The 22,151-nt window shown below is 62.5% G+C and carries 23 protein-coding genes; 12 read left to right on the top strand and 11 right to left on the bottom strand.

Going from position 1 to position 22,151, the window contains the following annotated elements:
• Window positions 1-193 precede the first annotated feature (193 nt).
• Window positions 194-367, top strand: a complete 174-nt coding sequence (locus tag ASD02_RS37665; protein WP_038575691.1) for a DUF465 domain-containing protein — start codon at window positions 194-196, stop codon at window positions 365-367.
• A gap of 161 nt (window positions 368-528) precedes the next feature.
• Here the strand turns inward: ASD02_RS37665 and ASD02_RS31175 are convergent, their stop codons facing one another.
• Window positions 529-789 (bottom strand): metalloregulator ArsR/SmtB family transcription factor, encoded by a 261-nt coding sequence (locus ASD02_RS31175; RefSeq protein WP_025424783.1) that lies wholly within the window; start codon window positions 787-789, stop codon window positions 529-531.
• Between the two features lie 97 nt (window positions 790-886).
• Window positions 887-1,666, bottom strand: coding sequence for a sulfite exporter TauE/SafE family protein (locus ASD02_RS31170; protein WP_025424782.1), 780 nt, complete (start codon window positions 1,664-1,666; stop codon window positions 887-889).
• Window positions 1,667-1,768: 102 nt separating this feature from the next.
• Between ASD02_RS31170 and ASD02_RS31165 the strand changes: the two genes are divergently transcribed.
• The 6 genes from ASD02_RS31165 (at window position 1,769) to ASD02_RS31140 (ending at window position 8,947) form a co-directional block, all read left to right on the top strand.
• Window positions 1,769-2,422 carry a thiamine phosphate synthase gene (locus ASD02_RS31165; protein WP_025424781.1) on the top strand — a complete coding sequence of 218 codons (654 nt, stop codon included), beginning with the start codon at window positions 1,769-1,771 and terminating at the stop codon, window positions 2,420-2,422.
• 9 nt (window positions 2,423-2,431) lie between these two features.
• Entirely contained in the window at window positions 2,432-3,601 is a 1,170-nt protein-coding gene (locus tag ASD02_RS31160; protein ID WP_025424780.1) for a tetratricopeptide repeat protein, read from the top strand.
• A gap of 384 nt (window positions 3,602-3,985) precedes the next feature.
• On the top strand, window positions 3,986-4,786 hold the full coding sequence (locus tag ASD02_RS31155) for an inositol monophosphatase family protein (RefSeq protein ID WP_025424779.1): 801 nt from the start codon (window positions 3,986-3,988) through the stop codon (window positions 4,784-4,786).
• 255 nt (window positions 4,787-5,041) lie between these two features.
• Window positions 5,042-6,145, top strand: coding sequence for a MotA/TolQ/ExbB proton channel family protein (locus tag ASD02_RS31150; protein WP_025424778.1), 1,104 nt, complete (start codon window positions 5,042-5,044; stop codon window positions 6,143-6,145).
• Window positions 6,146-6,148: 3 nt separating this feature from the next.
• On the top strand, window positions 6,149-7,180 hold the full coding sequence (locus ASD02_RS31145) for a peptidoglycan -binding protein (RefSeq protein WP_057205664.1): 1,032 nt from the start codon (window positions 6,149-6,151) through the stop codon (window positions 7,178-7,180).
• Window positions 7,181-7,300: 120 nt separating this feature from the next.
• On the top strand, window positions 7,301-8,947 hold the full coding sequence (locus ASD02_RS31140) for an FAD-binding dehydrogenase (RefSeq protein ID WP_025424776.1): 1,647 nt from the start codon (window positions 7,301-7,303) through the stop codon (window positions 8,945-8,947).
• 218 nt (window positions 8,948-9,165) lie between these two features.
• Here ASD02_RS31140 and ASD02_RS31135 read toward each other — a convergent pair whose 3' ends face one another.
• Window positions 9,166-10,158: a tripartite tricarboxylate transporter substrate binding protein gene (locus ASD02_RS31135; protein WP_025424775.1), complete on the bottom strand. Its 993-nt coding sequence runs from the start codon at window positions 10,156-10,158 to the stop codon at window positions 9,166-9,168.
• Between the two features lie 131 nt (window positions 10,159-10,289).
• The gene (locus ASD02_RS31130) at window positions 10,290-12,092 is read right to left on the bottom strand and encodes an ABC transporter transmembrane domain-containing protein (RefSeq protein ID WP_038575689.1); all 1,803 of its coding nucleotides are present in this window, start codon (window positions 12,090-12,092) and stop codon (window positions 10,290-10,292) included.
• Window positions 12,093-12,301: 209 nt separating this feature from the next.
• On the opposite strand from ASD02_RS31130, the gene rpmE reads away from it, so the two are divergent.
• Window positions 12,302-12,523 carry a 50S ribosomal protein L31 gene (rpmE, locus tag ASD02_RS31125; protein WP_025424773.1) on the top strand — a complete coding sequence of 74 codons (222 nt, stop codon included), beginning with the start codon at window positions 12,302-12,304 and terminating at the stop codon, window positions 12,521-12,523.
• 188 nt (window positions 12,524-12,711) lie between these two features.
• On the opposite strand, the gene ASD02_RS31120 is transcribed toward rpmE, so the two are convergent.
• The 3 genes from ASD02_RS31120 to ASD02_RS31110 all read right to left on the bottom strand — a co-directional run bounded on the left by ASD02_RS31120 (window position 12,712) and on the right by ASD02_RS31110 (window position 15,063).
• Window positions 12,712-13,230 (bottom strand): DUF1465 family protein, encoded by a 519-nt coding sequence (locus ASD02_RS31120; protein ID WP_025424772.1) that lies wholly within the window; start codon window positions 13,228-13,230, stop codon window positions 12,712-12,714.
• Between the two features lie 350 nt (window positions 13,231-13,580).
• Window positions 13,581-13,769: a DUF1192 domain-containing protein gene (locus ASD02_RS31115; RefSeq protein ID WP_057205668.1), complete on the bottom strand. Its 189-nt coding sequence runs from the start codon at window positions 13,767-13,769 to the stop codon at window positions 13,581-13,583.
• A complete protein-coding gene (locus tag ASD02_RS31110) occupies window positions 13,756-15,063 on the bottom strand; it encodes an MFS transporter (RefSeq protein WP_025424770.1) in 1,308 nt (435 codons plus the stop codon). Before ASD02_RS31110 ends, ASD02_RS31115 begins: the two co-directional genes overlap by 14 nt.
• Before the next feature lie 258 nt (window positions 15,064-15,321).
• Between ASD02_RS31110 and ASD02_RS39315 the strand changes: the two genes are divergently transcribed.
• A complete protein-coding gene (locus ASD02_RS39315) occupies window positions 15,322-15,477 on the top strand; it encodes a hypothetical protein (RefSeq protein ID WP_107027707.1) in 156 nt (51 codons plus the stop codon).
• Window positions 15,478-15,603: 126 nt separating this feature from the next.
• Window positions 15,604-17,538: a tetratricopeptide repeat protein gene (locus ASD02_RS31105; RefSeq protein ID WP_128090377.1), complete on the top strand. Its 1,935-nt coding sequence runs from the start codon at window positions 15,604-15,606 to the stop codon at window positions 17,536-17,538.
• A gap of 122 nt (window positions 17,539-17,660) precedes the next feature.
• On the opposite strand, the gene ASD02_RS31100 is transcribed toward ASD02_RS31105, so the two are convergent.
• Window positions 17,661-19,160: an MFS transporter gene (locus tag ASD02_RS31100; protein ID WP_025424768.1), complete on the bottom strand. Its 1,500-nt coding sequence runs from the start codon at window positions 19,158-19,160 to the stop codon at window positions 17,661-17,663.
• A gap of 105 nt (window positions 19,161-19,265) precedes the next feature.
• On the opposite strand from ASD02_RS31100, the gene ASD02_RS31095 reads away from it, so the two are divergent.
• Entirely contained in the window at window positions 19,266-19,814 is a 549-nt protein-coding gene (locus ASD02_RS31095; RefSeq protein WP_025424767.1) for a TetR/AcrR family transcriptional regulator, read from the top strand.
• A gap of 64 nt (window positions 19,815-19,878) precedes the next feature.
• Window positions 19,879-20,382 (top strand): GrpB family protein, encoded by a 504-nt coding sequence (locus tag ASD02_RS31090; protein WP_057221572.1) that lies wholly within the window; start codon window positions 19,879-19,881, stop codon window positions 20,380-20,382.
• A gap of 25 nt (window positions 20,383-20,407) precedes the next feature.
• On the opposite strand, the gene ASD02_RS31085 is transcribed toward ASD02_RS31090, so the two are convergent.
• From ASD02_RS31085 to ASD02_RS31075, 3 genes are read right to left on the bottom strand one after another with little or no spacing between them, the layout of a single operon-like run.
• Window positions 20,408-20,752 (bottom strand): DUF6616 family protein, encoded by a 345-nt coding sequence (locus ASD02_RS31085; RefSeq protein ID WP_025424765.1) that lies wholly within the window; start codon window positions 20,750-20,752, stop codon window positions 20,408-20,410.
• A gap of 17 nt (window positions 20,753-20,769) precedes the next feature.
• Window positions 20,770-21,531, bottom strand: coding sequence for a DNA alkylation repair protein (locus ASD02_RS31080; RefSeq protein ID WP_025424764.1), 762 nt, complete (start codon window positions 21,529-21,531; stop codon window positions 20,770-20,772).
• A complete protein-coding gene (locus tag ASD02_RS31075) occupies window positions 21,528-22,061 on the bottom strand; it encodes a MarR family transcriptional regulator (RefSeq protein WP_025424763.1) in 534 nt (177 codons plus the stop codon). The genes ASD02_RS31080 and ASD02_RS31075 overlap by 4 nt, the downstream gene beginning before the upstream one ends.
• Window positions 22,062-22,151 lie beyond the last annotated feature (90 nt).

Raw genomic sequence — 22,151 nt, 5'->3', positions numbered from 1 at the left:
CCCGGTTGCGAAGTCCTCCTCGAACCGGAATTTCATGCGCCGCTCTATCACATCTTGGGCGGTAACGGGAAGTTATCCGTCGTCATCATTTCGCCTTCGACAAATGAAAAATGGCATGGCACAGTAGTAAGGTTACAACCATGGAACATCCGGCATTTACCAGCCGGATGCAAGCAAAAGGAAGGGACTGCCAATGACCATTGAGGCTCATCTTGCAACGCTTGAGAAAAAACATGGCGCACTGGAGCAGGAGCTCCATGCAGCAATGAACCAGCCGTCCATCGAGGACGAAATGATCAGCGACATCAAGCGAAGGAAGCTGCGCATCAGGGACGAAATCGAAAGGCTTCGCTCCTCGACTCACTGATTATAAACGGTATTTCCCAGTAACAACGGGAGGTGTCCTCTCCGCGGAGACGACGCAACAAGGTTCACAACCAATCCCCTCAACGGAAGATACGGATCGCTCGACCGGGTTTGAGACCCGGTCGATTTGTGTCAGGCCGCGGTTACGCTCCCGTCCGGTCATCAGGCCCAGAATTGATCCAACCACAGGTTGAGCCTGTCGAAGCCAGGGCGGTTGATCGCATATATCCGCCGCGTACCGTTGGCCGAAACCGAAACCAGATTGCAGTCGAGCAGGGCCTTCAGGTGCTGTGATACCGCGGGCCGGCTGATCGGCAATCCTTCGGCCAGTTCGTTGACCGTTTTCGGCGCGCGCCGCAGTTCCTCCAGCAGGTAACGCCGGTTGGGATCCGCGATGGCATCGAAAGGGTCCGCAATGGTCATGACCGGACGTTAAGCGAAATCACCGCGGGCGGCAAGAAATTTGTGCGCTGCGGCATTTTCGTTTTGCTTTGCAATATGATCGATCGCTTGGATGCAGTCAGGCGCCGGCCAGCAGGCTGTTGAGGCTGTCCCACAGCAGCTTCAGCCCGGCGATGAAAGCCATGCTATACATGAAGGGATAGAAGATCTGCGGCTTCATGCGGCGAACGATGAAGGCGCCGCAGACGGTGGCAACGATCGCCAGCGGAAACAGTGTCGCAGAGATCTTGAGATTGCTCATGTCGAGCTGGCCGAGCGCGAAATAGGGGATGAGCTTGACGGCATTGAGGATGGCGAAGAAGCGCACGATCGTGCCGGTGTATTCGCGCGGATCGAGCTGAAGCGGCAGGGCGTAGATCTGAAAAGGCGGGCCGCCGGCGTGGGCGACAAAGCTGCCATAGCCGGCAAACGAGCCCCAGAGCGTTGCGGGGCCAGCCCGTTGCTGCTTGGGCGTGATCGTTATTCCGTTGCGCATGCGCCAGACATTGTAGACATAGCGCAGGACGAACAGCACGGTGATGAGGCCGATGATCAGGCGCAGATAGTCGCGCGAGACATAGGCCGACGTCGCCCAGCCGATGAGAATGCCGGCGATGGCGCCGGGCAGGAGCATGAACAGGGTTTTGCGATCGCCGTGCTTGCGCCACATCCAGAGCGAGACGAGGTCCATCGCGATCAGGATCGGTAAGAGCAGCGCGGCCGCCTGAACCGGCGAGACGGCCATCGACAGGATCGGCACGCCCATCAACGAAAGGGCCTCGCCCATACCGCCCTTGCTGAGGCCAACGAGAAGAACCGCCGGGATGGCGACGAGATAGAAGTCCAGGTCGGGAAGCATCGGTGGCGGTTGATCCTTTTGACGTCTCCGTCTATCGGTTTTCCCAAACGAAATCGAGCGCTGGTTTCCGTCGACATGCGGGCACAGCTAGAAATGGATGTCATGAGCAAGACAATAGAACGCTGCCGCCTGGTGCTGATTGCGCCGGATATCGCTGATCCGGCGGATCGCGCCAAGGTGCTTGCCGACGCCTTGAAGGGCGGCGACGTCGCTTCGGTGATCGTGCCGCAATATGGCCTCGATGACGCCGAGTTCCAGAAACACGCCGAGCGCCTCGTGCCGATCATCCAGGAGGCTGGAGCCGCTGCGCTGATCGAGGGCGATTCCCGGGTCGCCGGACGCGCCAGGGCCGACGGCCTGCATATTTCCGGCAATGCCGAAGCACTTGGCGAGGCGGTCGAGAAGCACACGCCGAAGCTTATCGTCGGCGGCGGCAACGCGGCCGACCGCCATCACGCGCTTCAAATCGGCGAAGTGCGTCCGGACTACGTGTTCTTCGGCAAGACGGACGGCGACATCAAGCCGGATGCGCATCCGAAGAACCTGGCGCTCGCCGAATGGTGGGCCTCGATGATCGAGATTCCCTGCATCGTCATGGGCGGCACGGATCCGCAGTCCGCATTGGCGGCGGCCGAGACCGGCGCCGAATTCGTGGCGCTTCGCCTGGCCGTCTTCGGCGAGCCCGAGCAGGCGCCGTCGGTGGTCGCCGCCGTCAACGCGCTTCTTGACGAAAAAGCGCCACGGTTTGAAGCTTAAGACGTGTCGATGTTGAACCGCCTGTCTTCAAAGCTCAGTTGGGGCGTTGCCCTCCTTGCCGCCACCGCCGCCGTGGCGACGCCGGTGCGTGCGCAGGAAAAGCCGGCTCCAGTGCAGGAGCTGGGCGTCAACGCCGATGATAGTGGCGCTGCAAAGCGCGGCCGCATCACCCCCTTCAATGGCGCAGCGATGCCTGAAGAAGGCACGGGCAAGCCTGTGGCCAAGCCGGCTGACCCGGCGGACAAGAAGAAGGCTGGTGATGGCACGGTGCCTTCGCAGGGCGTCAATGTCTTTGACCGCATGGGCGCCGAACTGCCGGCACTACCTGCGGAAAAGCCATTCGCCGGCAAGGTCGACGACGCCTACGGCGCTTTCCAGCGCGGCTATTATCTGACGGCGATGGATCTCGCACTTCCGCGCGCGCAGCTCGGCGATCCTGCCGCGCAAACGCTTGTTGCCGAAATCCTGCAGCAGGGCCTCGGCGTGGTGCGCAATGCCAAGCAGGCGGCGTTCTGGTACGGACAGGCGGCTGAAAACGGCGACCCGGCCGCCATGTTCAAATACGCGCTGATCCTGATGGAAGGGCGCTACGTCAAGCGCGACCGCAAGAAGTCCGAAGAACTGATGAAGAAGGCGGCCGATCTCGGCAATGGGTCGGCCCAGTTCAACTATGGCCAGACGCTCGTGGCCGACAGCCCCGGACCGAAGGGTCTGAAGGCCGCTATGCCCTACTACGAAAAATCGGCCGAGCAGGGGATCGCCGACGCGCAATATGCGCTGTCGCAGATCTATCTCAACGTCGATGGCATTGACGAAGGCAAGCGGGCGCGGGCCAGGGAATGGCTGCTTCGGGCGGCCCATGCTGGTTACGACACGGCGCAGCTCGACATCGCCATCTGGATGATCGAAGGCATTGCCGGCGATCGCAACCTGGAGGACGGTTTCGGCTGGATGAAGCGGGCGGCGGAAGGCGGCAATGTCGTGGCGCAGAACCGGCTGTCCCATCTCTATGTCAACGCCATCGGCACCCGGCCCAATCCGGTCGAGGCGGCGAAGTGGTATGTGCTGTCGCGCCGCGCCGGCCTCAAGGACGATGCGCTGGAAGACTTCTACCTCGGTCTCAACGAGCAGCAGCAGAAGGCGGCACTCAGCGCAGCCAACAAGTTCCGCTCGAGCTGACCGGGATTCCACTGCATGTTTCCTTAAATCCTATTCGATTTAAGGATAAAAACATGCAGCAAAAATCAAAGTGCTACAGCGACCTTTGCGCGTCTAATAAGACGCGCGGCGCTGTAGGCGCCTGAATCTCGGCTGTTCGGCCGAGCCAGGCGCTATTTCTCTTGAACTTCCGGGGTTTTTGTGGTCTTGAAGCCCCGGTTTTTGCCCCTGGCGCCATGGTTTTCCGGCACGTCCCGGGCGGAGTGATCTTCACTCGGTTTTTTGACGATGGAACTCGATGACAGGCCTTGCCCGATCGGCAGGTGCTATCCCCGTGTTCCGTCACACAGGTTCAATGTCCGATCGAGAAGGCTCGATCGGCCTTCGCTTCACAAGGATCGCCAGATGGCCCGTTCAGCTCTCCTCAATGTCATGGTTCAGGCCGCCTTCAAGGCCGGCAAGTCGCTGGCGCGCGATTTCGGTGAAGTCCAGAACCTGCAGGTCTCGCTCAAGGGACCGGGCGACTACGTGTCCCAGGCCGACCGCAAGGCCGAAAAGCTCATCCGCGAAGAACTGCTGAAGGCGCGTCCGACCTATGGCTTCCTCGGCGAGGAAGGCGAGGAGATCATCGGCACCGATGGCGCCCATCGCTGGATCGTCGATCCGCTCGACGGCACCACCAATTTTCTGCACGGCATTCCACATTTTGCTGTCTCGATCGCGCTTGAGCGCCAGGGCGAGATCGTCGGCGCTGTCGTGTTCAACCCGGCAACCGACGAACTGTATACCGCCGAGCGTGGCGGCGGCGCTTTCCTCAATGACCGTCGCCTGCGCGTCGCTGCGCGCAAGGCCTTGTCGGATGCGGTGATCGCCACCGGCACGCCGCATCTCGGTCGTGGCAATCACGGCAAATACCTGATCGAACTGCGCCACGTGATGGGCGAAGTCGCCGGCATCCGCCGCATGGGCTCGGCGGCACTCGATCTCGCCTATGTTGCAGCCGGCCGTTTCGACGGCTACTGGGAGCGCGACCTGGCCGCCTGGGACATTGCGGCCGGCGTGCTTCTGATCCGCGAAGCCGGTGGCTGGTCGACGGATATCGATGGCGGCGCCAAGCCGGTCAACGAGGGTTCGATCGTTTGCGGCAACGAATACATCACCAAGGCGCTGCGCGACGTCGTTCACCGTCCGATCCCGTCGAAATAATCGACGGCCCGTCCGTTTCCTGCTTGCCAAGCCTCCGGCGCTCCATGTGTCGGAGGCTTTTTGTTTTTTCCTTCAATTCGGCGCAAAGCTCCACTACAGCGCCACACGTTAAACAGGACGCGCGATGGATGCTGCAGCGCGTTAACTTGCTGCATAACTTTCTCTTAAATCGATTCCGATTTGAGGAATTATGCAGTAGGCTCCGACGCGTCGCGGCACCGTTCCGCCAAATGCAACCGGGAGAATGGTATACCCATGACGAAACTGCATCTGTCCGGGTGGGACGGTCGGGAAGGGGTGGAAGCAGACTACAATCCGCATAAGCTTTCGAGCCCCATGCATTTTTTCTGGACCATGGTGATTTTCCTGATCATCGTCGGTTTCGTCGGCGCGATCCTCTTTCGGCAGGCACACAATGCCTTCCTCGCCAATCCCGGCCTGAACGGCCTGATCCTCGGGGTGCTGCTGATCGGCATCCTGCTGGCGTTCAACCATGTGCTCGGGCTTCGTCCAGAGGTGCGCTGGTTCAATTCTTTCCGCGCCGCCGGCAGCGCCGACAAGGTCGGGCGGGATCCGGTCCTGCTGTCGCCGATGCGCGCGCTGATCGGTGGCCGCCAGACGGCGATCTCGACGACGGCGCTGCGGTCGATCCTGGATTCGATTGCAACACGGCTGGATGAATCGCGCGACACGACGCGGTATCTGACCGGTCTGCTCGTCTTCCTCGGCCTGCTCGGCACCTTCTGGGGTCTGCTCGGCACGATCGGCTCCATCAACACCGTCATCCAGTCACTGGATGCCGGTTCCGGCAGCACCGAGGACGTGCTGGGCGCTCTCAAGAACGGCCTGTCGGCGCCGCTGACCGGCATGGGAACGGCGTTCTCGACGTCGCTCTTCGGCCTTTCCGGTTCGCTGATCCTCGGCTTTCTCGATCTGCAGGCGGGTCGGGCGCAGAACCGGTTCTATACCGAGCTTGAAAACTGGCTCTCCTCCGTCACCGATGTCGGATCGGAACTCTCGATTGCCGGCGACCTGTCGACCGGCGCGCCTGTTGAGGAGCTGAAGCGCCTGACGGACCAGCTCGTCCGCCTCAACCATGAAGGCGGTTCCAACCAGCGCACGACGGCGGCGATGGCGAGCCTGGCTGAAGGTATTCAGGGTCTGGTCAAGAACATGCGCGGCGAGCAGCAGATGCTGCGCGACTGGATAGAGGCGCAGCAGGAAGAGGCGAAGGCGATGCGCAAGACGCTGGACAAGCTGACGACGCGCATCGGCCACTCCGAGCGCATTTCAGTGAACAGCGAGAAGTCCGGATCGCAGGCCAAGCTCAGCCATGCGGACGATACCGGAGGGGAATGACCCATGGCGCTTGCCCGAAAAGGCCGTTCACAGCGCACGATCGACTACTGGCCCGGTTTCGTCGACGCATTGTCGACCCTGCTCCTGTCGATCATGTTCCTGCTCAGCGTCTTCGTGCTGGCGCAGTTCCTGCTCAGCCGCGAAATCAGCGGCAAGGACGAGGTTCTGACCCGGCTGAACAGCCAGATCAACGAGCTGACGCAGCTGCTGGCGCTGGAGAAAAGTGGCAAGCAGGATCTGGAGGATTCGCTCGCCAATCTCCAGGCCTCCCTCTCCCAGTCGGAAGGCGAGCGCTCTCGCCTGAAAGCCTTGCTTGACCAGGGCGCCGGCAGCACGGATGCCGCCAACGAGAAGCTGGGGCGTGTCGGTGCCGAGCTTGACGCCGAACGCCAGACCAGCGCCCGTGCCATGAGCCAGATCGAGCTTCTCAACCAGCAGATCGCGGCGCTGCGCAGCCAGATCGCGGCGATCGAAGAGGCCTTGCAGGCGTCGGAAGCCAAGGACCAGTCTTCGCAGACGAAGATCGCCGATCTCGGTCGCCGACTGAATGTCGCGCTGGCGCAGCGGGTGCAGGAACTAAACCGCTATCGTTCCGATTTCTTCGGACGGCTGCGCGAAATCCTGTCCGATCGCGAAAACATCCGCATCGTCGGCGACCGCTTCGTCTTCCAGTCGGAAGTGCTTTTCCCCTCCGGCGGCAACGAACTCAATCCTGAGGGCCAGACTGAAATGGCCAAGCTCGCCTCGGCGCTGCTCGACCTTGCCAAGGAAATTCCGGCGGAGATCAACTGGGTGCTGCGCGTCGACGGGCACACGGACAATGTACAGCTTTCAGGCACCGGCCGTTTTGCCGACAACTGGGAGCTTTCGTCCGCCCGTGCCACATCCGTCGTCAAGTTCCTGATCTCCAAGGGCGTGCCGGCCGACAGGCTGGTCGCCGCCGGTTTCGGCGAGTATCAGCCGATCGCCGAGGGCGAGAGCGTCGAAGCGCGGTCGCAGAACCGTCGTATCGAGCTGAAGCTGACCGAGAAATAGGCTCAAGGATAGCCCTCGGTCCGACGCCCTTGAATTGACCTTGACGTGCGCGTAACACTTGCATCCACAACATGCAGGGGGAAGCTTGCATCTTGGCGGATGCAGGGGAGGGCGCCGTTAATGGATTGCGATGTACTGGTCGTCGGTGCTGGGCTTGCCGGTCTTGTGGCCGCGTCTGAGGCAGCAGCGCTTGGCCGCAAGGTGATCGTTCTCGATCAGGAGGGGGAGCAGAACCTCGGCGGTCAGGCCTTCTGGTCGCTAGGCGGTCTCTTTTTCGTCGACAGTCCCGAGCAGCGGCGCATGGGTATCAAGGACAGTCGCCAGCTCGCCCGCCAGGACTGGATGGGCTCGTCGCAATTCGATCGTCCCGAGGACCACTGGCCGCGATTGTGGGCCGATGCCTATCTCGATTTCGCTGCCGGCGAGAAGCGCAGCTGGCTGCATTCGCTCGGCATGCGCTGGTTCCCCGTCGTCGGCTGGGCCGAGCGCGGTGGCGGCCTTGCGCATGGGCATGGCAATTCTGTTCCGCGCTTCCACGTCACCTGGGGCACCGGCCCGGCTGTTATCGAGCCGTTCGTGCGGCTGACGCGCGAGGCGGAAAGCCGCGGCCTCGTGCGTTTTCGCTTCCGCCACCGCGTCGACGAACTGGTGACGACGGATGGGGCGGTCACCGGCGCGCGCGGTTCGGTGCTCAAGGCCGATCCGGTCGGCCGCGGCCAGCGCAGCTCGCGTGATGTCGCCGGTGATTTCGAGATTTCGGCGGGCGCGGTGATCGTGACATCGGGCGGCATCGGCGGCAACCATGAGCTGGTACGGCGCAACTGGCCACGCAAGCGGCTGGGCCAGCCGCCGGCGACGATGGTCTGCGGCGTGCCGCATCATGTCGATGGCCGCATGCTGGAGATTGTCGGCCGCGCCCGCGGCTCGGTCATCAATTCCGATCGCATGTGGCATTACACCGAAGGCCTGAAGAATTTCGATCCGATCTGGCCGGATCACGGCATCCGCATCCTGCCCGGTCCGTCGTCCTTCTGGTGCGATGCTGACGGCAATCGCTTTTCAGCACCCGCCATGCCCGGCTTCGATACGCTCGGCACCTTGCAGGCCATCCGCCACAGCGGCCACGACTACAGCTGGTTCATCCTGACGCGGGCGATTATCAAGAAGGAATTTGCCCTTTCCGGTTCCGAACAGAACCCTGATCTGACCGGCAAGAGCATCTCGCTCCTGCTCAAGCGGCTGGGCAAGAACCCGCCCGGACCGGTGCAGGCCTTCATGGATAGGGGAGAAGATTTCATCGTTCGCGACCGGCTCGACGATCTCGTGCCGGCGATGAATGCGCTGACGGCTGAGAACCGCCTGTCGGTCGATCACCTGCTCGAGCAGATCGAGGCGCGTGACCGCGAGATCACCAATCCCTTCTCGAAGGATGCGCAGGTGACGGCGATCCGCGGGGCACGGTCCTACCGCGGTGACCGGCTGCTGCGTACCGCCAAACCGCACCGCCTGCTCGACCCCAAGGCCGGGCCGCTGATTGCCGTCAGGCTGCATATCCTGACGCGCAAGACGCTCGGCGGCCTGCAGACCAACCTGGCCGGCCAGGTGCTGGAGCAGTCGGGCGAACCGGTGCCGGGCCTTTACGCTGCAGGTGAAGTCGCAGGCTTCGGCGGCGGCGGCATGCATGGCTACAACGCGCTGGAAGGCACGTTTCTCGGCGGCTGCATCTATTCCGGCCGTGTCGCCGGGAGGCATGCGGGTGCGGTCTAAGCGGGCTGAATCGGCTATCGTTGTCCGCGTGTCGGGCCCCTCACCCTAGCCCTCTCCCCGCAAGCGGGGAGAGGGGACGCATAGCGTTTCCGGTCCGGTGCTTGTTGAGGTCAAGTCCTGCGCCAGCGTGCCACATATCCCTTCTCCCCGCAGGCGGGGAGAAGGTGGCGGCAGCCGGATGAGGGGCCGATCCGGCAGATGGGGTCAAGTAACTCCGATCAATCCATCTGGATGTTGGCGTCGCGAACGACAGGGGTCCATTTTGCGAGCTCGGCCTTCACATGCGCGGCAAGCTCCTGCGGCGTCGAGCCGACGATGGTTGCGCTGAATTCCTTCATCCGCTCGACCACGGCCGGATCCGCAAGCGCTTTGTTGGCGGCTTCGTTCAGGCGGGCGACAACTGGCTCGGGCGTGTTGGCCGGTGCAAACAGCGCGTTCCAGGTATAGGTTTCGTAGCCCGGAATGCCTGCCTCCGCGACCGTCGGAACGTCGGGGAAGGATGGCGCGCGTTCGGCGGTCGTTACCGCAAGCGCCCGCAAGGTGCCGGCCTTGATGTGGCTGGAGGAGGACGGCAGGTTGTCGAACATGATCGGCACCTGGTTGCCGATGACGTCGTTGAGCGCCGGTCCGGCGCCCTTGTAGGGGATATGCTGCATGTTGACGCCGGCCATCTTCTTGAAGAGCTCGCCGGAGAGGTGCAGCGGCGTGCCATTGCCGGAAGAAGCGTAGGCATATTCATCGGGCTTGGCCTTGAGCAGTGCCAGAAGCTCCTCGACGGTCTTGGCCGGCAGCTCCGGATTGACCACCAGCACGTTCGGAACGACGACCAGAAGCGAGATCGGAGCGAAGTCCTTTTCCGGGTCATAGGGCTTGGTCTTGAGGATCAGCGGGTTGAGGGCGTGCGTCGCCACCGTGCCCATGAGGATCGTATAGCCGTCCGGGTCGGCGCGCGCGACATTGTCGGCACCGAGGTTGCCACCGGCGCCGGCGACATTCTGGACGATGACCTGCTGGCCGAGATCCTCCGACATCTTCTGCGCCACGATCCGCGCGACCACGTCGGTCGAGCCGCCGGCGGCAAAGGGAACGACAAGGGTGATTGCGCGATCCGGAAAGTCCTGGGCATTCGCCTGGATGCCGGAGCCGAGAACGGTGAGTGCGGTGAAGCCGAGGGCAAGCGCCGCCCGGCGGGTCAACTTCGAAAATGTCATTAGGTTCCTCCCTGAACAATCCACATCGGTCGTGGCGGCCGAAAAAAGCCGGCACCTATAGAATAGGGTCCGGCTTTCCAGCTGCAATGGCATGCCGGACATGCCGGCATGCGACTATGGTAGTGGTCGTCTTACTTCCCAGCGTTCAGGAACAGCTCCTGGGCTCCGTGGTTGAACTGCAAACGGGCCAGCTTGGCATAGAGCCCGTCCTGCCGGATCAGCGAGGCATGGGTTCCCTCTTCGACGATCCGGCCGTGTTCCATCACGAGGATGCGGTCGGCCTTCAAGACGGTTGCGAGCCGGTGGGCGATGACAACAGTCGTGCGTTCATGCAGCAAGCCCTCGAGCGCCTTCTGCACCAGTGTCTCGCTTTCGGCGTCGAGCGCCGAGGTCGCCTCGTCGAGCAAAAGGATCGGCGCGTTGCGCAGGATGGCGCGGGCAATGGCGATGCGCTGGCGCTGGCCGCCCGAGAGCGTGATGCCACGCTCGCCGACAAGCGTGTCGTAGCCCTTCTCCATCCGGCCGATGAATTCGTCGGCCTGAGCGGCGACGGCAGCGGCGCGCACGGCTTCACGGCTTGCACCCGGCAGGCCGAAGGCAATGTTGTCGTGGACGGAGGAGGCGAAGATGGTGACGTCCTGCGGCACGATCGCCAGGCGGTCGCGCAGATCCTTCGGGTCCACGGTGCGGATATCGACGCCATCGACCGTGATGGCACCCTTTGCCGGATCGTAGAACCGCAGCAGCATCGAAAAGACGGTGCTCTTGCCCGCGCCGGATGGGCCGACAATGGCGACGGTTTCACCCGGTTTGATCGCAAAGCTCAGGCCGTTCAGGCTCTTGTAATCAGGGCGCGCGGGGTAGGCGAAATAGACTTCGTCGAAGCTGATGGCGCCGAGCGCCGGCGCCGGCATGGCGACGGGGTTTGCGGGCGCCTCGATTTCCGGGACTTCGGTCAAGAGCTCGTTCAACCGCTCCGCGGCACCGGCTGCCTGCGAGAGCTCGCCCCAGACCTCCGATAGCGAGCCGAGGCTGCCGGCGGCGAAGACCGAATAAAGCAGGAACTGGCTGAGGGTTCCGGCCGAGAGATTGCCCGCCAGCACGTCGCGCGCGCCGAACCACAGGACGGCGACAACGCTACCGAACACCATGGTGATGGCGAAGGCCGTCAGCACCGAGCGGGCCTTGATGGCCGCGCGTGCCGCGCCGAAGGCATCCTCGACGGCGTTGCCGAAGCGGTTGTTGGCGATGTCCTCGCTGTTGAAGGCCTGAACGGTGCGGGAGGCGGCGATCGCCTCGCCGGCATAGGCCGATGCCATCGCCAGGGTGTCCTGTGCCTCGCGCGAGCGGCGGCGGACGGAGCGGCCGAAGCCGACCAGCGGGAAGACGATCACCGGGATTGCCGCCAGCACCAGGCTCGACAGCTTCGGGCTGGTATAAACCATCATGCCGATGGCGCCGAGACACAGGATCAGGTTGCGAAGTGCTACCGATGCCGTCGCGCCGACGGCGGACTTCAGCTGCGTGGTATCGGCGGTCAGCCGCGAGACGATCTCGCCCGACTGGTTCACGTCGAAGAACGACGCGGAAAGGCGGGTGACGTGCTGGAAGACGTTGCGCCGGAGATCGGCGACAATGCGCTCGCCAAGGGTGATGACGAAATAGTAGCGGGCCGCACTGGCCAAAGCCAGGATGATGGCGAGCATCATCAGCATCGAGAAATAGGTATTGATGAAGCCGCTGTCGGAATTGGAGAAGCCGTTGTCGACCATGCGCCTGACGGCGAGCGGCAGCGTCAGCGTCGTCACCGCAGCGATAACGAGCGAAATCCCGGCGCCGATGACCAGATGGCGGTAGCGCTTGAGGTAGGGCAGCAGCGTGGCGAGAGGGCGAATGGATTTACGCGCTGGTGACTGGTTTGCTCGTTCGGACACATGACCCCCGTTCGCCAATCACGGAGGGGGCGGGTTTGCCCATGAGTCTTCCGCGCGGCACTTGTTATCCCGCGGACCTTGATGTATAGGCACGGCATCGAATTGGGAAGCCGTGGCCCATCAGCCGGTCCGCGGCTTCATTTACGTGTTCGGTCTCGAAGTCGCAATGCCTTGCGACAATTGGACCCTGGAACTCTAGGAAGATCGTTATGAAGGCAGACATCCATCCCGACTATCACCTGATCAAGGTGGTCATGACTGACGGCACCGAATACGAAACCCGCTCGACCTGGGGTTCGGCAGGCGCCACCATGAACCTGGAAATCGACCCGAAGTCGCACCCGGCTTGGACGGGCGGCAACCAGCAGCTCATGGACCGCGGCGGCCGCGTCTCCAAGTTCAAGAAGCGTTTCGAAGGCCTCGGCCTCTAATCGCACGCTCTCTTGGCGCGTTTTCGAAGCCCGGCTCTGCCGGGCTTTTTGTTGTGCGGATTTCCGTCCCGACTTAAGGCCGATCTTTGATGATTGAGATCGTGCGAGCCGGCTCAAGCCGCGCATGAAAAAACCCGGCTCAAGGCCGGGTTCGTTTCGTTGGCAGCGAACTGCCGAATATTTTGAAATCAGTTGGTGCCGAAGGCCGTCTGCAAGAGCTTGATCTGCGCCTTGACGCCGTTCTGGTTATCAGGAACGAAGGTCGAGGCTTCCTGCGGACGGTAGATCTCGCGATCGAGCAAGGCGACGCGGTTCTGCAGGCGCAGCGAGCGCTCGATGAGGTCGCGGAATGCTTCCGGCAGCTCACTCCAGCCGGGCGCGCTGCGGTCGACGTTGAAGCTGTCGAGGCGAACCTTGCTCTTTTCCGACAGCACCTGGTCGCGGCTCATCTCACCGTTGTTGACAGCGCGTTGAAGCAGGAGCCAGGATGCCATCTGCATGAGACGCGTGGTCAGACGCATGGATTCTGCTGCATAGAGGACCGATGCCATGCGCGGGAGGACCTTGGAGGCAAGGCGACCGGGGCCGTCGAGATAGCTCGCGGTTTCTTCGACCAGACCCATGCCTTCCGAATAGAGCGCCTTGAACTGCGCCGACGCCGCCGCGTGTCCCGCGAAACTGACGGTATTCAATCCTCTTTCGGACATGACCTGTTTTCCCTGGTTCAAACGCATCACGACAGTCGGGTAACGGGCGGTTTTGGGAAAAGTTTCCTTGCCGCCTCTATGCCTGAAGAATGATGCCATAGCGCATTTCGCGCAAGAGCATTCTTAAGAAAGGGTTAATCTCCACAATTCTTTGCAGCGACATATATCAAAACAAAAAAAGAGCCGCGGAAAGCGGCTCTCAAGGTAAAACAGGGAGAAAAATCAGACCCATTCGCCAGTCGGAGAAATTGTCTGAGTCCGGAAAGCTCCGGATAAACAGACAATCGCAGAGAATGCTTAATATACCGTTAAGAAAGCGCCGTTTCGGGCCGTTTGTCCTTGTGCGATCGTCAGCGGAACAGGCCCTCGGCCGCAGATCGGCTTGCGGATTTGCGCTCGCGCTCCGCCTCGAGCCGGGCGATTTCCTCCTTCAGCAGCGCGATGCGCTGTGTGAGCTCGTCGACGGACAGCAGCGACAGGTCGCTGCCGATCTCATGCGCCAGCTTCTTCTTGGGTTGGTCTTCGTCAAACAGGCCCATTCGACTTCTCCTCCTGTTCGGGGTCGATATCGCCGTCGTCGTCATCATGTGTTTCATCGAACGGTGCTGCGCGCGGCGAGAGCTGCAGGCTCTCGGGCGTCATTGCCGTTCCGGCATTGATCGGCGAGAAGGCATCGCGCTCGGCGACGGGAACCGGCGCGCGCATGCGGCTGCGGATGATGGCGTAGGCGGTGATGAGGATGTGGGCGCAGGCGGTGATCATGAACAGCCCGTAGGGGCCGGTCGCAGTCATCACCGGGCCGCCGATGGTCGGGCCGATAATGGTGCCGATGCCGTAGAGCAGCAGCAATCCGCCGGAAACCTTAACGAAATCCTCGGCTGTCGCAAAGTCGTTGGCATGCGAAACGGCGATCGGGTAGAGCGCGTTGGCGGCTGCGCCATAGATCGCAATCAGGGTGAGCACGATCCAGACCTGGCTTGGTTCGACTAGGAAGATCAGGAGCCCCGCCAGCGCACCGACACCGGCAAGGGCGGCAAGCACGTAGCGTCGATCGATGCGATCGGACAGGCGCCCGGCCGGCAGCTGCATCACCGCGCCGGCAAAGATCGCCACGCTCATCATCGCCGCGACAGTGCTGTCGGAGAGGCCCGCCTGGCGGCCGAAGACGGCGCCGAGCGTGCCGAAAGCGCCGTTGGCGATGCCGACGAGCAGGATGCCGAGGAACGAGACCGGGGAATTGCGATAGAGCCCGCGCAGGTCGAGCTGGACCTGCTTCAGCGGCTGCGGCGAGGCGGCCTTCGAGAGCAGGGTCGGCAGCATAGCGACGCAATAGAGAATACCGCAGATCATGAAGAGGGTGCTGGTGGAGGTATCGCCGAACGGGATCATCATCTGGCCGCCGACGACGCCGAAGAGCGTGATGGCGATATAGAGGGAAAAGATGACGCCGCGGCTCTCATTGGTGGCGCGCTCGTTGAGCCAGCTTTCGATGATCATCGAGGTGCCGGCAGTGGAAAAACCGGTCAGCGCACGCAGGATCAGCCACCAGGTCGGGTCGATCAGGATGCCGGTCATCAACGCGACGATGGCAATCATCGAGGTAAAGACGCTGAAGGCGCGCACATGGCCGATGCGCTTGACGACATTAGGTGCAAAGAAGCAGCCAAGCACGAAGCCGGCCGCCCAGGACGTGCCGATCAGGCCAAGGATGGTGGTGGGATAGCCCTCGGCCGTGCCTCTGACCGGCAAAAGCAGGCCCTGCAGGCCGTTGCCCAGGAAGAGAAACAGCGTGCCCAGCAGGAGCGAGGCGACGGGGAGCAGGTTTTTTCTCATCATCCATCCGAAAATCGTTCTGCCGTCAGCAAGTTAGGGCGGTGTGCCCGGAATTGCCAGCCGGATTCTGTCCGGCCGGTCATTGCAAATCGGCGGCGGAAACAATAGCCCTCTAATGCATCATCCCAAGAATCGATATCGAATTTCGGGATCATAAGCAGTTGCGCGTGCTGACGGCCTGCGCTGCTACGACGACAAGGTGACGGCGGCGTGACAGTTCCGCCGAGTTGCGGGAATTTACCCGGGGATAGGCTGGATATGTCGAAGGCGCTGGCGCTCATTCTGCTTCTGGCGATGGCCATCCAGCTGATCTGGCCGATCGGCCTGCCCGGTCTGAGGCAGCGTCGCGATTTCTGGAAGATCGCAGTGTTTGCGATCGTCATGATGATGATCACGGTTCTCATTCGACCGTGATACGGCGAACGAAGTAATCCCATAGTGTTAGGATGGTGGTTTCCTTGGAAACTTCGCCATCTGGCCTAGTGTGTTATCCGGTTCTTCGGTCATTCGTCGTACCCAGAAAAGTGCGCAGGACAGATGATGAAGAACGCGCTAGATTGTATACTTCACCCAGGAGATGAAATCGGGGGTTACTTGGAACGCCGCCTTGCTGCCATCCTTGCTGCCGATGTCGTGGGCTACAGCCGCCTCATAGGCGCTGATGAGACCGGCACGCTGGCCGCCATGAAGCGGCACAAGAACGAGCTGGTCGATCCCAAGGTCAGCCGACACAAGGGTCGGATTGTCAAACTGACCGGCGACGGCATTCTGGTCGAGTTCGCGAGTGTCGTGAACGCGGTTGCTTGTGCCGTCGACATTCAGCGCGGCATGCTTATCCGCAACGAAGACGTGCCGCAGTTGAAGCGTATCGAACTGCGCATCGGCGTGCATCTGGGCGACGTGATCGTCGAGGACGGCGATATCTTCGGCGACGGCGTCAATGTCGCAGCCCGGCTCGAAGGCCTGGCCGAGCCCTCCGGCATTGCCGTCTCCGCCTCCGTTCGCGACCATGTCGGCTCGAGGCTGGATGTCGGCTTCGTCGACAAGGGACAGCACGCGCTGAAGAACATCGCAGCGGGTGTGCATGTCTATTCGGTGGCGCTGGGGGCGCCGACCAAGATCGCCAAGGTGTTGAATGGGTCCCATACGGTAACGGTGGACGATGGTTACGGGCTTTCCGTCGCCGTGCTGCCCTTCACCAATATGAGCCATGACCCGGAGCAGGAATATTTCTCCGACGGCATCACCGAAGACATCATCACCGACCTGTCGAAGATCTCGCAGTTGCACGTGGTCGCCCGCAACACGGTCTTTACCTACAAGGGACGGTCTGTCCGGGTCAAAACCGTGGCGCAGGAACTGGGCGTTCGGTTCATCCTCGAAGGCAGTGTGCGCAAGGCCGGCGCGCGGGTGCGCATCACCGGGCAGCTGATCGATGCGCTGACAGGCACGCATCTTTGGGCCGACCGCTACGACCGCGATCTCACCGATATCTTCGCCATCCAGGACGAGATCACTCACGCCATCGTCGACCAATTGCGCATCAAGCTGTTGCCTGAGGAGAAGAAGGCGATCGAGAGCGATCCGACGACGAGCGTCGAGGCCTACACTTACTATCTACGCGGGCGGCGATTCTCGCACGCCTGGACCCGTTACTATCTGCTGCTCGCCCGGCGGATGTTCCTGAAGGCCGTCGAGCTCGACCCGAATTTTGCCCGCGCCTATGCCGGCATCGCCGATTGCGAATCCGCTCTTCGCGACTGGCACGAGCACGAATTCCCGCTCGAGAGCATTCTGAGCACGAGCGAGCGGGCGCTGGCGCTCGATCCGAACCTGGCGGAAGCGCACGCTTCCCGGGGATTGGTCCTGCACCAGGACGGGCAAAGCGAAGAGGCCGTTGCCGAGTTTGAGCGCGCCTTGACGCTTGATCCGCAGCTCTACGAGGCAAACTTTCACTATGGCCGCTTTCTCTTCATGCGCGGCGAGTTCGAGACGGCGATCCAGTTCTTCAAGCGGGCCGCGGAAATCAGCCCGGATGACTATCTCTCGCCGATCCACCTGATGAGCGCCTACAAGTCGCTGGGCCAGGAAACCGAGCGGGGACACTGGGCGAAGATTGGTATTTCCCGGGCCGAGCGGGCGCTGGAGCTGCATCCGGAGAATTCCGGTCCGGCCCATCGCGGCGCCCTGGCGCTGGCCCATATGGGCGAAGCAGAGCGCGCGCGTGAATGGGCGGCGTGCGCGATCGCCATCGATCCGGATGATGTTGTTGCACGCTACAACACGGCCTGCGTCCATTCGATCCTCGGCGATGTCGACACGGCGCTCGACATGCTCGAGAGCCTGTTGCCGCAAAGTTCCTGTTACCAGCTGCTTTGGTTCAAGCAGGACTCCGACCTGGACGCCGTTCGCCACCATGTGCGTTTCGAGGCGTTGGTGGCAGCGATCGCCCAGTGCGAGGCAGCAAAGCACTGACCACCTGAAATCAGTGCGCCCGGTAGGACCCGACCGGCGCGACTGCACGTTTCCTGAAATCGCATTCGATTTAAGGATAAAGACATGCAGCAATTCAAAGTGCTACGGCGACTTTTGCGCGTCTAATAAGACGCGCGGCGTTGTAGGCGATTGCCGCGCGTAAACCACCAGATGCCGGCGCCGGTGGCAAACAGGAGGCCTGTTGCCAAAAGGACGACGGCGACGAACGCCTTCTCGAAGGCCGCTTTGGCGAGTGCCACTAGATTTTCGGCATCATTCGACGACAGTTTTTCCGCCAATATCAACGCCTCGTCCAGGCTGTCGCGTGCGATCGCCGATATGCCCGCCCCTTCCGGCAGCATGACGAAGGCGGTGTAGACAGCCGACATCACGCTGCCGAGCACGGCGATGCCGATGGCGCCGCCAAGTTCGAAGGAAACCTCCTCGATGGAGGCGGCCATGCCGGCGCGTTCCGGCGCGGCGTTGGACATGATGGCGCTGGAGGCTGCCGTCATCGAAGCGCCAATGCCAAGGCCGAGCACGACCAGGCTGACGATCTGAGCGAGCACGCCGGCTTCGTGCACGGCAAGAAACGCACCGAGGCCGGCAGCTGCGGTGATAAGGCCGGTGCGCAGCACCATCTCGGCGCCGAGGCGCGGCAGCATCATGCCGGTAAGCGGACCGGCGACGAAGGCCGCAAGCGGGATCGGCAGGATGAAAATGCCGGCCTCAAGCGGCGAATACCCGGCGACAAGCTGCAGCCGCTGGCTGAGCACGAGCTCGACGCCGACGATGGCCGCGGATGCGACAAGGGCTGCGGCGACGCCCGAGGAGAAGGCGGCGTTGCGGAACAGGCCGAAGTCGATCATCGGGTGCGGGCTGCGCCTCTGCCTGCGCACGAAGAGGAGAAGCGCTACGACGCCGATGGCGGCGGCGATGAGCCCGGCTTCAGCCGAGGGTTCGCGCTTGCTCATCTCCTTGATGGCATAGGCAAGCCCGACCAGGCCGACCATGATCTGGACGGAGCCGAGCGGATCCCACGGGTGATCCTTGTTGCCCTTGCTGTCGGGAAGCACGACAACGCCGAGCAGCAAGGCCACGGCGACGATCGGCACATTGATGAGGAAGACCGAGCCCCACCAGAAGTATTCGAGCAGGAACCCGCCGAGCACCGGGCCGATCGCCGCGCCACCCGAGGCGATGGCAGCCCAGACGCCGATCGCCAGCGCCCGCTCACGCTCGTCGGTGAAGGTCAGCCGGATGATCGAAAGCGTTGCCGGCATCATCAGCGCGGCGCCGACGGCAAGAAGCACGCGGCCGGTAATCAGGATCGACGGGTTCGAGGCATAGGCCGCCAGCAGCGAAGCGAGGCCGAAGACGGCAAGACCGGCAATGAACGGCCGCTTGTGGCCGAGCCGGTCGCCGAGCGTGCCGAGCCCCGGCAGTAGGCCGGCAACGACCAGCGCATAGGCATTGACGATCCAGAGCTTTTCCGACGCGGACGCGCCAAGATCGTGGGTCAGCCGGGGCAGCGCCGTGTAAAGCACGGTCATATCGACAACGATCAGCAGCAGCGCGCTCGACACGATGGCAAGAATGAGCCAGCGATTATGCGGGGACATGGTACACCTCTGTGGCCGACCCGCTGCCTGCGGGACCTATGGCCTTGTTGACTTCAGAGCGATTATATAAATACATACGTATGGAATTGAAAGAGGGAATCTGAAATGGGACGACGCCGGACGATCGATCGCGACAAGGTGCTGGATGCGGCGGAGGCGACCGTCAGCGCCGTCGGTGCTGCCGGCCTGACGATCGACGCGGTGGCCAAGGCGGCGGGCATCACCAAGGGCGGGGTTCAATATTGCTTCGGTAACAAGGACGGCCTGATCGACGCGATGATGGAACGCTGGTTCAACGAGTTCGACAGCGCGGTCGCCGCCGAAGTCGGAGACGAGACGGATCCGGTAACGGCGATGCGCGCGCACGCGGAGGTGACGGCGCGCATGAACACGGCGGAGAATGCCCGCACGTCCGGGATGATGGCAGCGCTCCTGCAGCGCGAAGACCATATGGAAAAGAACCGGGCCTGGTATCGCGGGCGCCTCGACAGCCTCGATCTGTCGACCGAGGAGGGGCGCCGGGCGCGTCTTGCCTTTCTCGCAACGGAAGGCGCCTTCCTACTGCGCAGTTTCGGTTTTGCCGAAATGGACGATACCGAATGGCAGGATATTTTTGCCGATATCGTTGCCCTGGTGCCCAAAGAAAACGCCTGACTGCGACCCCTCGACCGCCGGGCACGATCCGGCAAGCGACAGGGCTTCGAGCAAAGGGAAGAGCATGCCGACGCTGGTCGAAGTCATCGCCTACGACGATGCGTGGCCGCAAGCATTTGCGGAGATGTCGAAGCATCTGGCGAGCCTGCTTGGCTCCGCCACGGTCGCAATCGACCATATCGGCAGCACTGCAGTTCCCGGGCTCATCGCCAAGCCGATCATCGATATCGATGTGACGCTGTGCAGGCCGGAAGCAATTGCCGCCGGCGGCGCGGCGCTCGTCGCCGACGGCTTTATGTCACGGGGGAACAGATATGACGATGGCGTCTGGGCATTCGCCAAGCAGGGATCGCCGGGGCGGCGCGTCTATCTCTGTTCGCCACACAACGACACCCATCGCCGTCGCCTGATCTTTCGTGATCAGCTTCGTCAAAGCCGCGAGACGGTCGACGCCTACGCAGCGCTGAAGCGAAGCCTTGCCGCGACATTTGCCTTCGATGGCGACGGCTATACCGCGGCCAAGACGCAGTTTATCGAGCAGGTGGTCGAGCGCGCCGGCCGGAGTTGAACGGCCCTCTCCCCCTCGCGTGGCGTCAGCTACGGGCTGCCGCCAGTTGGGCAAGGTGGCCGGGCAGGTCGGTCCCGCGACCGGCGGCGTTGATCGTTTCGAAATAGTCGTGCCAGCCGGCCGCCGCGATGCCCGAGACCAGGGCATCAAGCGCTGCTTCATCGGGGACGCGCCAGATGGCGAAATAGGACTGCGATGCGGCATGAAGCTTGCCGGCATCCACCTCGCCAAAGGCGATAGGCTCGACCCCGAGATCCGATAACTTGGCCATGCCATGGCCGACGGTCTCGAAAAACTGCTGCCGCGCGACGGCGTCAAGCGACAGCCATGTTCGCTTCGAGGTATAGAGTTCGCTCAGATAGTGGGGCATGCATTCTCTTTTCAGGATCAATCGATGGATCGAAGTGCGCGCTTGCAGATCCGGGCGGTGGCGGCGCTGTCTTGCTTGCGTTGCCAGGAGGCGCAGAGATCGCGAACCCAGTCGGGCCGGTCCTTGGCCGCGTCGTTCAGCCAGTTGCCGACGGAGTCCTGAACGTAGCGCGAGGGGTCGGCGTTCAACGGTTCGAGGATGATTAGTGCCATTTCCGGATTGTCTTTGAGCGTCGGGATATGGCTGCACCAGACCCCACGGGGGCGCGTCGCTTCGCTTGCAAACCGGCGCAGACGGTCGGAGGGGGAGGCGGTCCAGCGGCCAAGAAGCGTTATCGCCGCTTTGAGATCGGCGGCGAGATGCGGCCGCACGGCCATCCAGGCCCATTCACGCACGCCGAAGTGCGGGTCGTCGGCAAGCGGCCGGATCGCTTCGAGGCGTTGTTCAAGCGTGAGCGCTGGATTTGCGCCGATCACGAAGCACGCCCAGCCCCTGACCGTGTCGGACTGGTGTTGCTGCAGCCTTGTCACTGCGCCATCGCCAAGCCGGCCGCGGATCAATCCTGCTGCGAGCGCCATGCGTTTGGAAATGCCGGTGCCGGCTATGGCGCCGATGCTGGCGAGTGCATCGTCGCCGACTTCCGGTACGGCCGACCGCATCAGCGCCGCGAAATCGACCGCGAGGCATTCGGTCAGCGTCGAGGTTTGCGCCGCTCCCGCATTCAACAGCGCGAGCCGTTGCGGGTCGATATCCTGCACGCGTCGTGGGGCAGGGCTCATGGCTCGATCTCGTTTCCAGCCGTCGTCAATACGGCCTTTCGGCCGGCGTCGGTGTTGCGCCACGCGCGCTGGATGAGCGTACTTAGCGTCTGTCGGTCGCGCTCGTCGAAACCGGCAAACAGCGATGCAATCCAGCGCGTGTGCGTGTCGAACAGCTCGCGCGCTGCATTCTCGCCCTTCGGCGACAACTGCACCAGCACCTTTCGGCGATCGTCCTTGCTCTGCTGCCTCGCGAGAAAGCCGTCCCGCTCCAGCCCGTCCAGAAGTCCGGTAACGGTTGCGCGTGTGACGCCGGCCCGATCGGCAAGCTCATATGGCGACAATCCCTGCGGCAGCTGGTGCAGCAGGAAAAGCAGAACGAACTTTCCCTCTGAGAGATTGTGTGGCGCGAGCCGCGTAGCGCAGTCGCGATCGATGGCGGCGGCAAGTGCCATGACTTCGAAGCACAGACGCAGGTTGGCGGTTGGTAAGTGTCCGCGCTGTTCGGCTTCGGTGATCAGGGCGAGGTGCTTTTGCTCAAGCATATCCATCAGGCGCCATATAGTATGGCGCCTAATTAAGAGTCAATGGGTTCGCCGAAGGCACGCATGCGGGTTCGCTCGCGCCGCCGGTCAGCGTCT

The sequence above is a fragment of the Ensifer sp. Root1252 genome (genome assembly GCF_001425885.1).
GTDB lineage: Bacteria > Pseudomonadota > Alphaproteobacteria > Rhizobiales > Rhizobiaceae > Ensifer > Ensifer canadensis.
Note: the sequence above shows the minus strand (reverse complement) of the source record. Positions and strands in the feature narration are given on the sequence as shown.

What these genes read in the sequence shown, in the direction of transcription:
- ASD02_RS37665 (WP_038575691.1), top strand. Translation starts at nt 194, where the DNA reads ATGACCATTGAGGCTCATCTTGCAACGCTTGAGAAAAAACATGGCGCA.
- ASD02_RS31175 (WP_025424783.1), bottom strand. Translation starts at nt 789, where the DNA reads ATGACCATTGCGGACCCTTTCGATGCCATCGCGGATCCCAACCGGCGT.
- ASD02_RS31170 (WP_025424782.1), bottom strand. Translation starts at nt 1,666, where the DNA reads ATGCTTCCCGACCTGGACTTCTATCTCGTCGCCATCCCGGCGGTTCTT.
- ASD02_RS31165 (WP_025424781.1), top strand. Translation starts at nt 1,769, where the DNA reads ATGAGCAAGACAATAGAACGCTGCCGCCTGGTGCTGATTGCGCCGGAT.
- ASD02_RS31160 (WP_025424780.1), top strand. Translation starts at nt 2,432, where the DNA reads ATGTTGAACCGCCTGTCTTCAAAGCTCAGTTGGGGCGTTGCCCTCCTT.
- ASD02_RS31155 (WP_025424779.1), top strand. Translation starts at nt 3,986, where the DNA reads ATGGCCCGTTCAGCTCTCCTCAATGTCATGGTTCAGGCCGCCTTCAAG.
- ASD02_RS31150 (WP_025424778.1), top strand. Translation starts at nt 5,042, where the DNA reads ATGACGAAACTGCATCTGTCCGGGTGGGACGGTCGGGAAGGGGTGGAA.
- ASD02_RS31145 (WP_057205664.1), top strand. Translation starts at nt 6,149, where the DNA reads ATGGCGCTTGCCCGAAAAGGCCGTTCACAGCGCACGATCGACTACTGG.
- ASD02_RS31140 (WP_025424776.1), top strand. Translation starts at nt 7,301, where the DNA reads ATGGATTGCGATGTACTGGTCGTCGGTGCTGGGCTTGCCGGTCTTGTG.
- ASD02_RS31135 (WP_025424775.1), bottom strand. Translation starts at nt 10,158, where the DNA reads ATGACATTTTCGAAGTTGACCCGCCGGGCGGCGCTTGCCCTCGGCTTC.
- rpmE (WP_025424773.1), top strand. Translation starts at nt 12,302, where the DNA reads ATGAAGGCAGACATCCATCCCGACTATCACCTGATCAAGGTGGTCATG.
- ASD02_RS31120 (WP_025424772.1), bottom strand. Translation starts at nt 13,230, where the DNA reads ATGTCCGAAAGAGGATTGAATACCGTCAGTTTCGCGGGACACGCGGCG.
- ASD02_RS31115 (WP_057205668.1), bottom strand. Translation starts at nt 13,769, where the DNA reads ATGGGCCTGTTTGACGAAGACCAACCCAAGAAGAAGCTGGCGCATGAG.
- ASD02_RS31110 (WP_025424770.1), bottom strand. Translation starts at nt 15,063, where the DNA reads ATGAGAAAAAACCTGCTCCCCGTCGCCTCGCTCCTGCTGGGCACGCTG.
- ASD02_RS39315 (WP_107027707.1), top strand. Translation starts at nt 15,322, where the DNA reads ATGTCGAAGGCGCTGGCGCTCATTCTGCTTCTGGCGATGGCCATCCAG.
- ASD02_RS31105 (WP_128090377.1), top strand. Translation starts at nt 15,604, where the DNA reads ATGAAGAACGCGCTAGATTGTATACTTCACCCAGGAGATGAAATCGGG.
- ASD02_RS31100 (WP_025424768.1), bottom strand. Translation starts at nt 19,160, where the DNA reads ATGTCCCCGCATAATCGCTGGCTCATTCTTGCCATCGTGTCGAGCGCG.
- ASD02_RS31095 (WP_025424767.1), top strand. Translation starts at nt 19,266, where the DNA reads ATGGGACGACGCCGGACGATCGATCGCGACAAGGTGCTGGATGCGGCG.
- ASD02_RS31090 (WP_057221572.1), top strand. Translation starts at nt 19,879, where the DNA reads ATGCCGACGCTGGTCGAAGTCATCGCCTACGACGATGCGTGGCCGCAA.
- ASD02_RS31085 (WP_025424765.1), bottom strand. Translation starts at nt 20,752, where the DNA reads ATGCCCCACTATCTGAGCGAACTCTATACCTCGAAGCGAACATGGCTG.
- ASD02_RS31080 (WP_025424764.1), bottom strand. Translation starts at nt 21,531, where the DNA reads ATGAGCCCTGCCCCACGACGCGTGCAGGATATCGACCCGCAACGGCTC.
- ASD02_RS31075 (WP_025424763.1), bottom strand. Translation starts at nt 22,061, where the DNA reads ATGGATATGCTTGAGCAAAAGCACCTCGCCCTGATCACCGAAGCCGAA.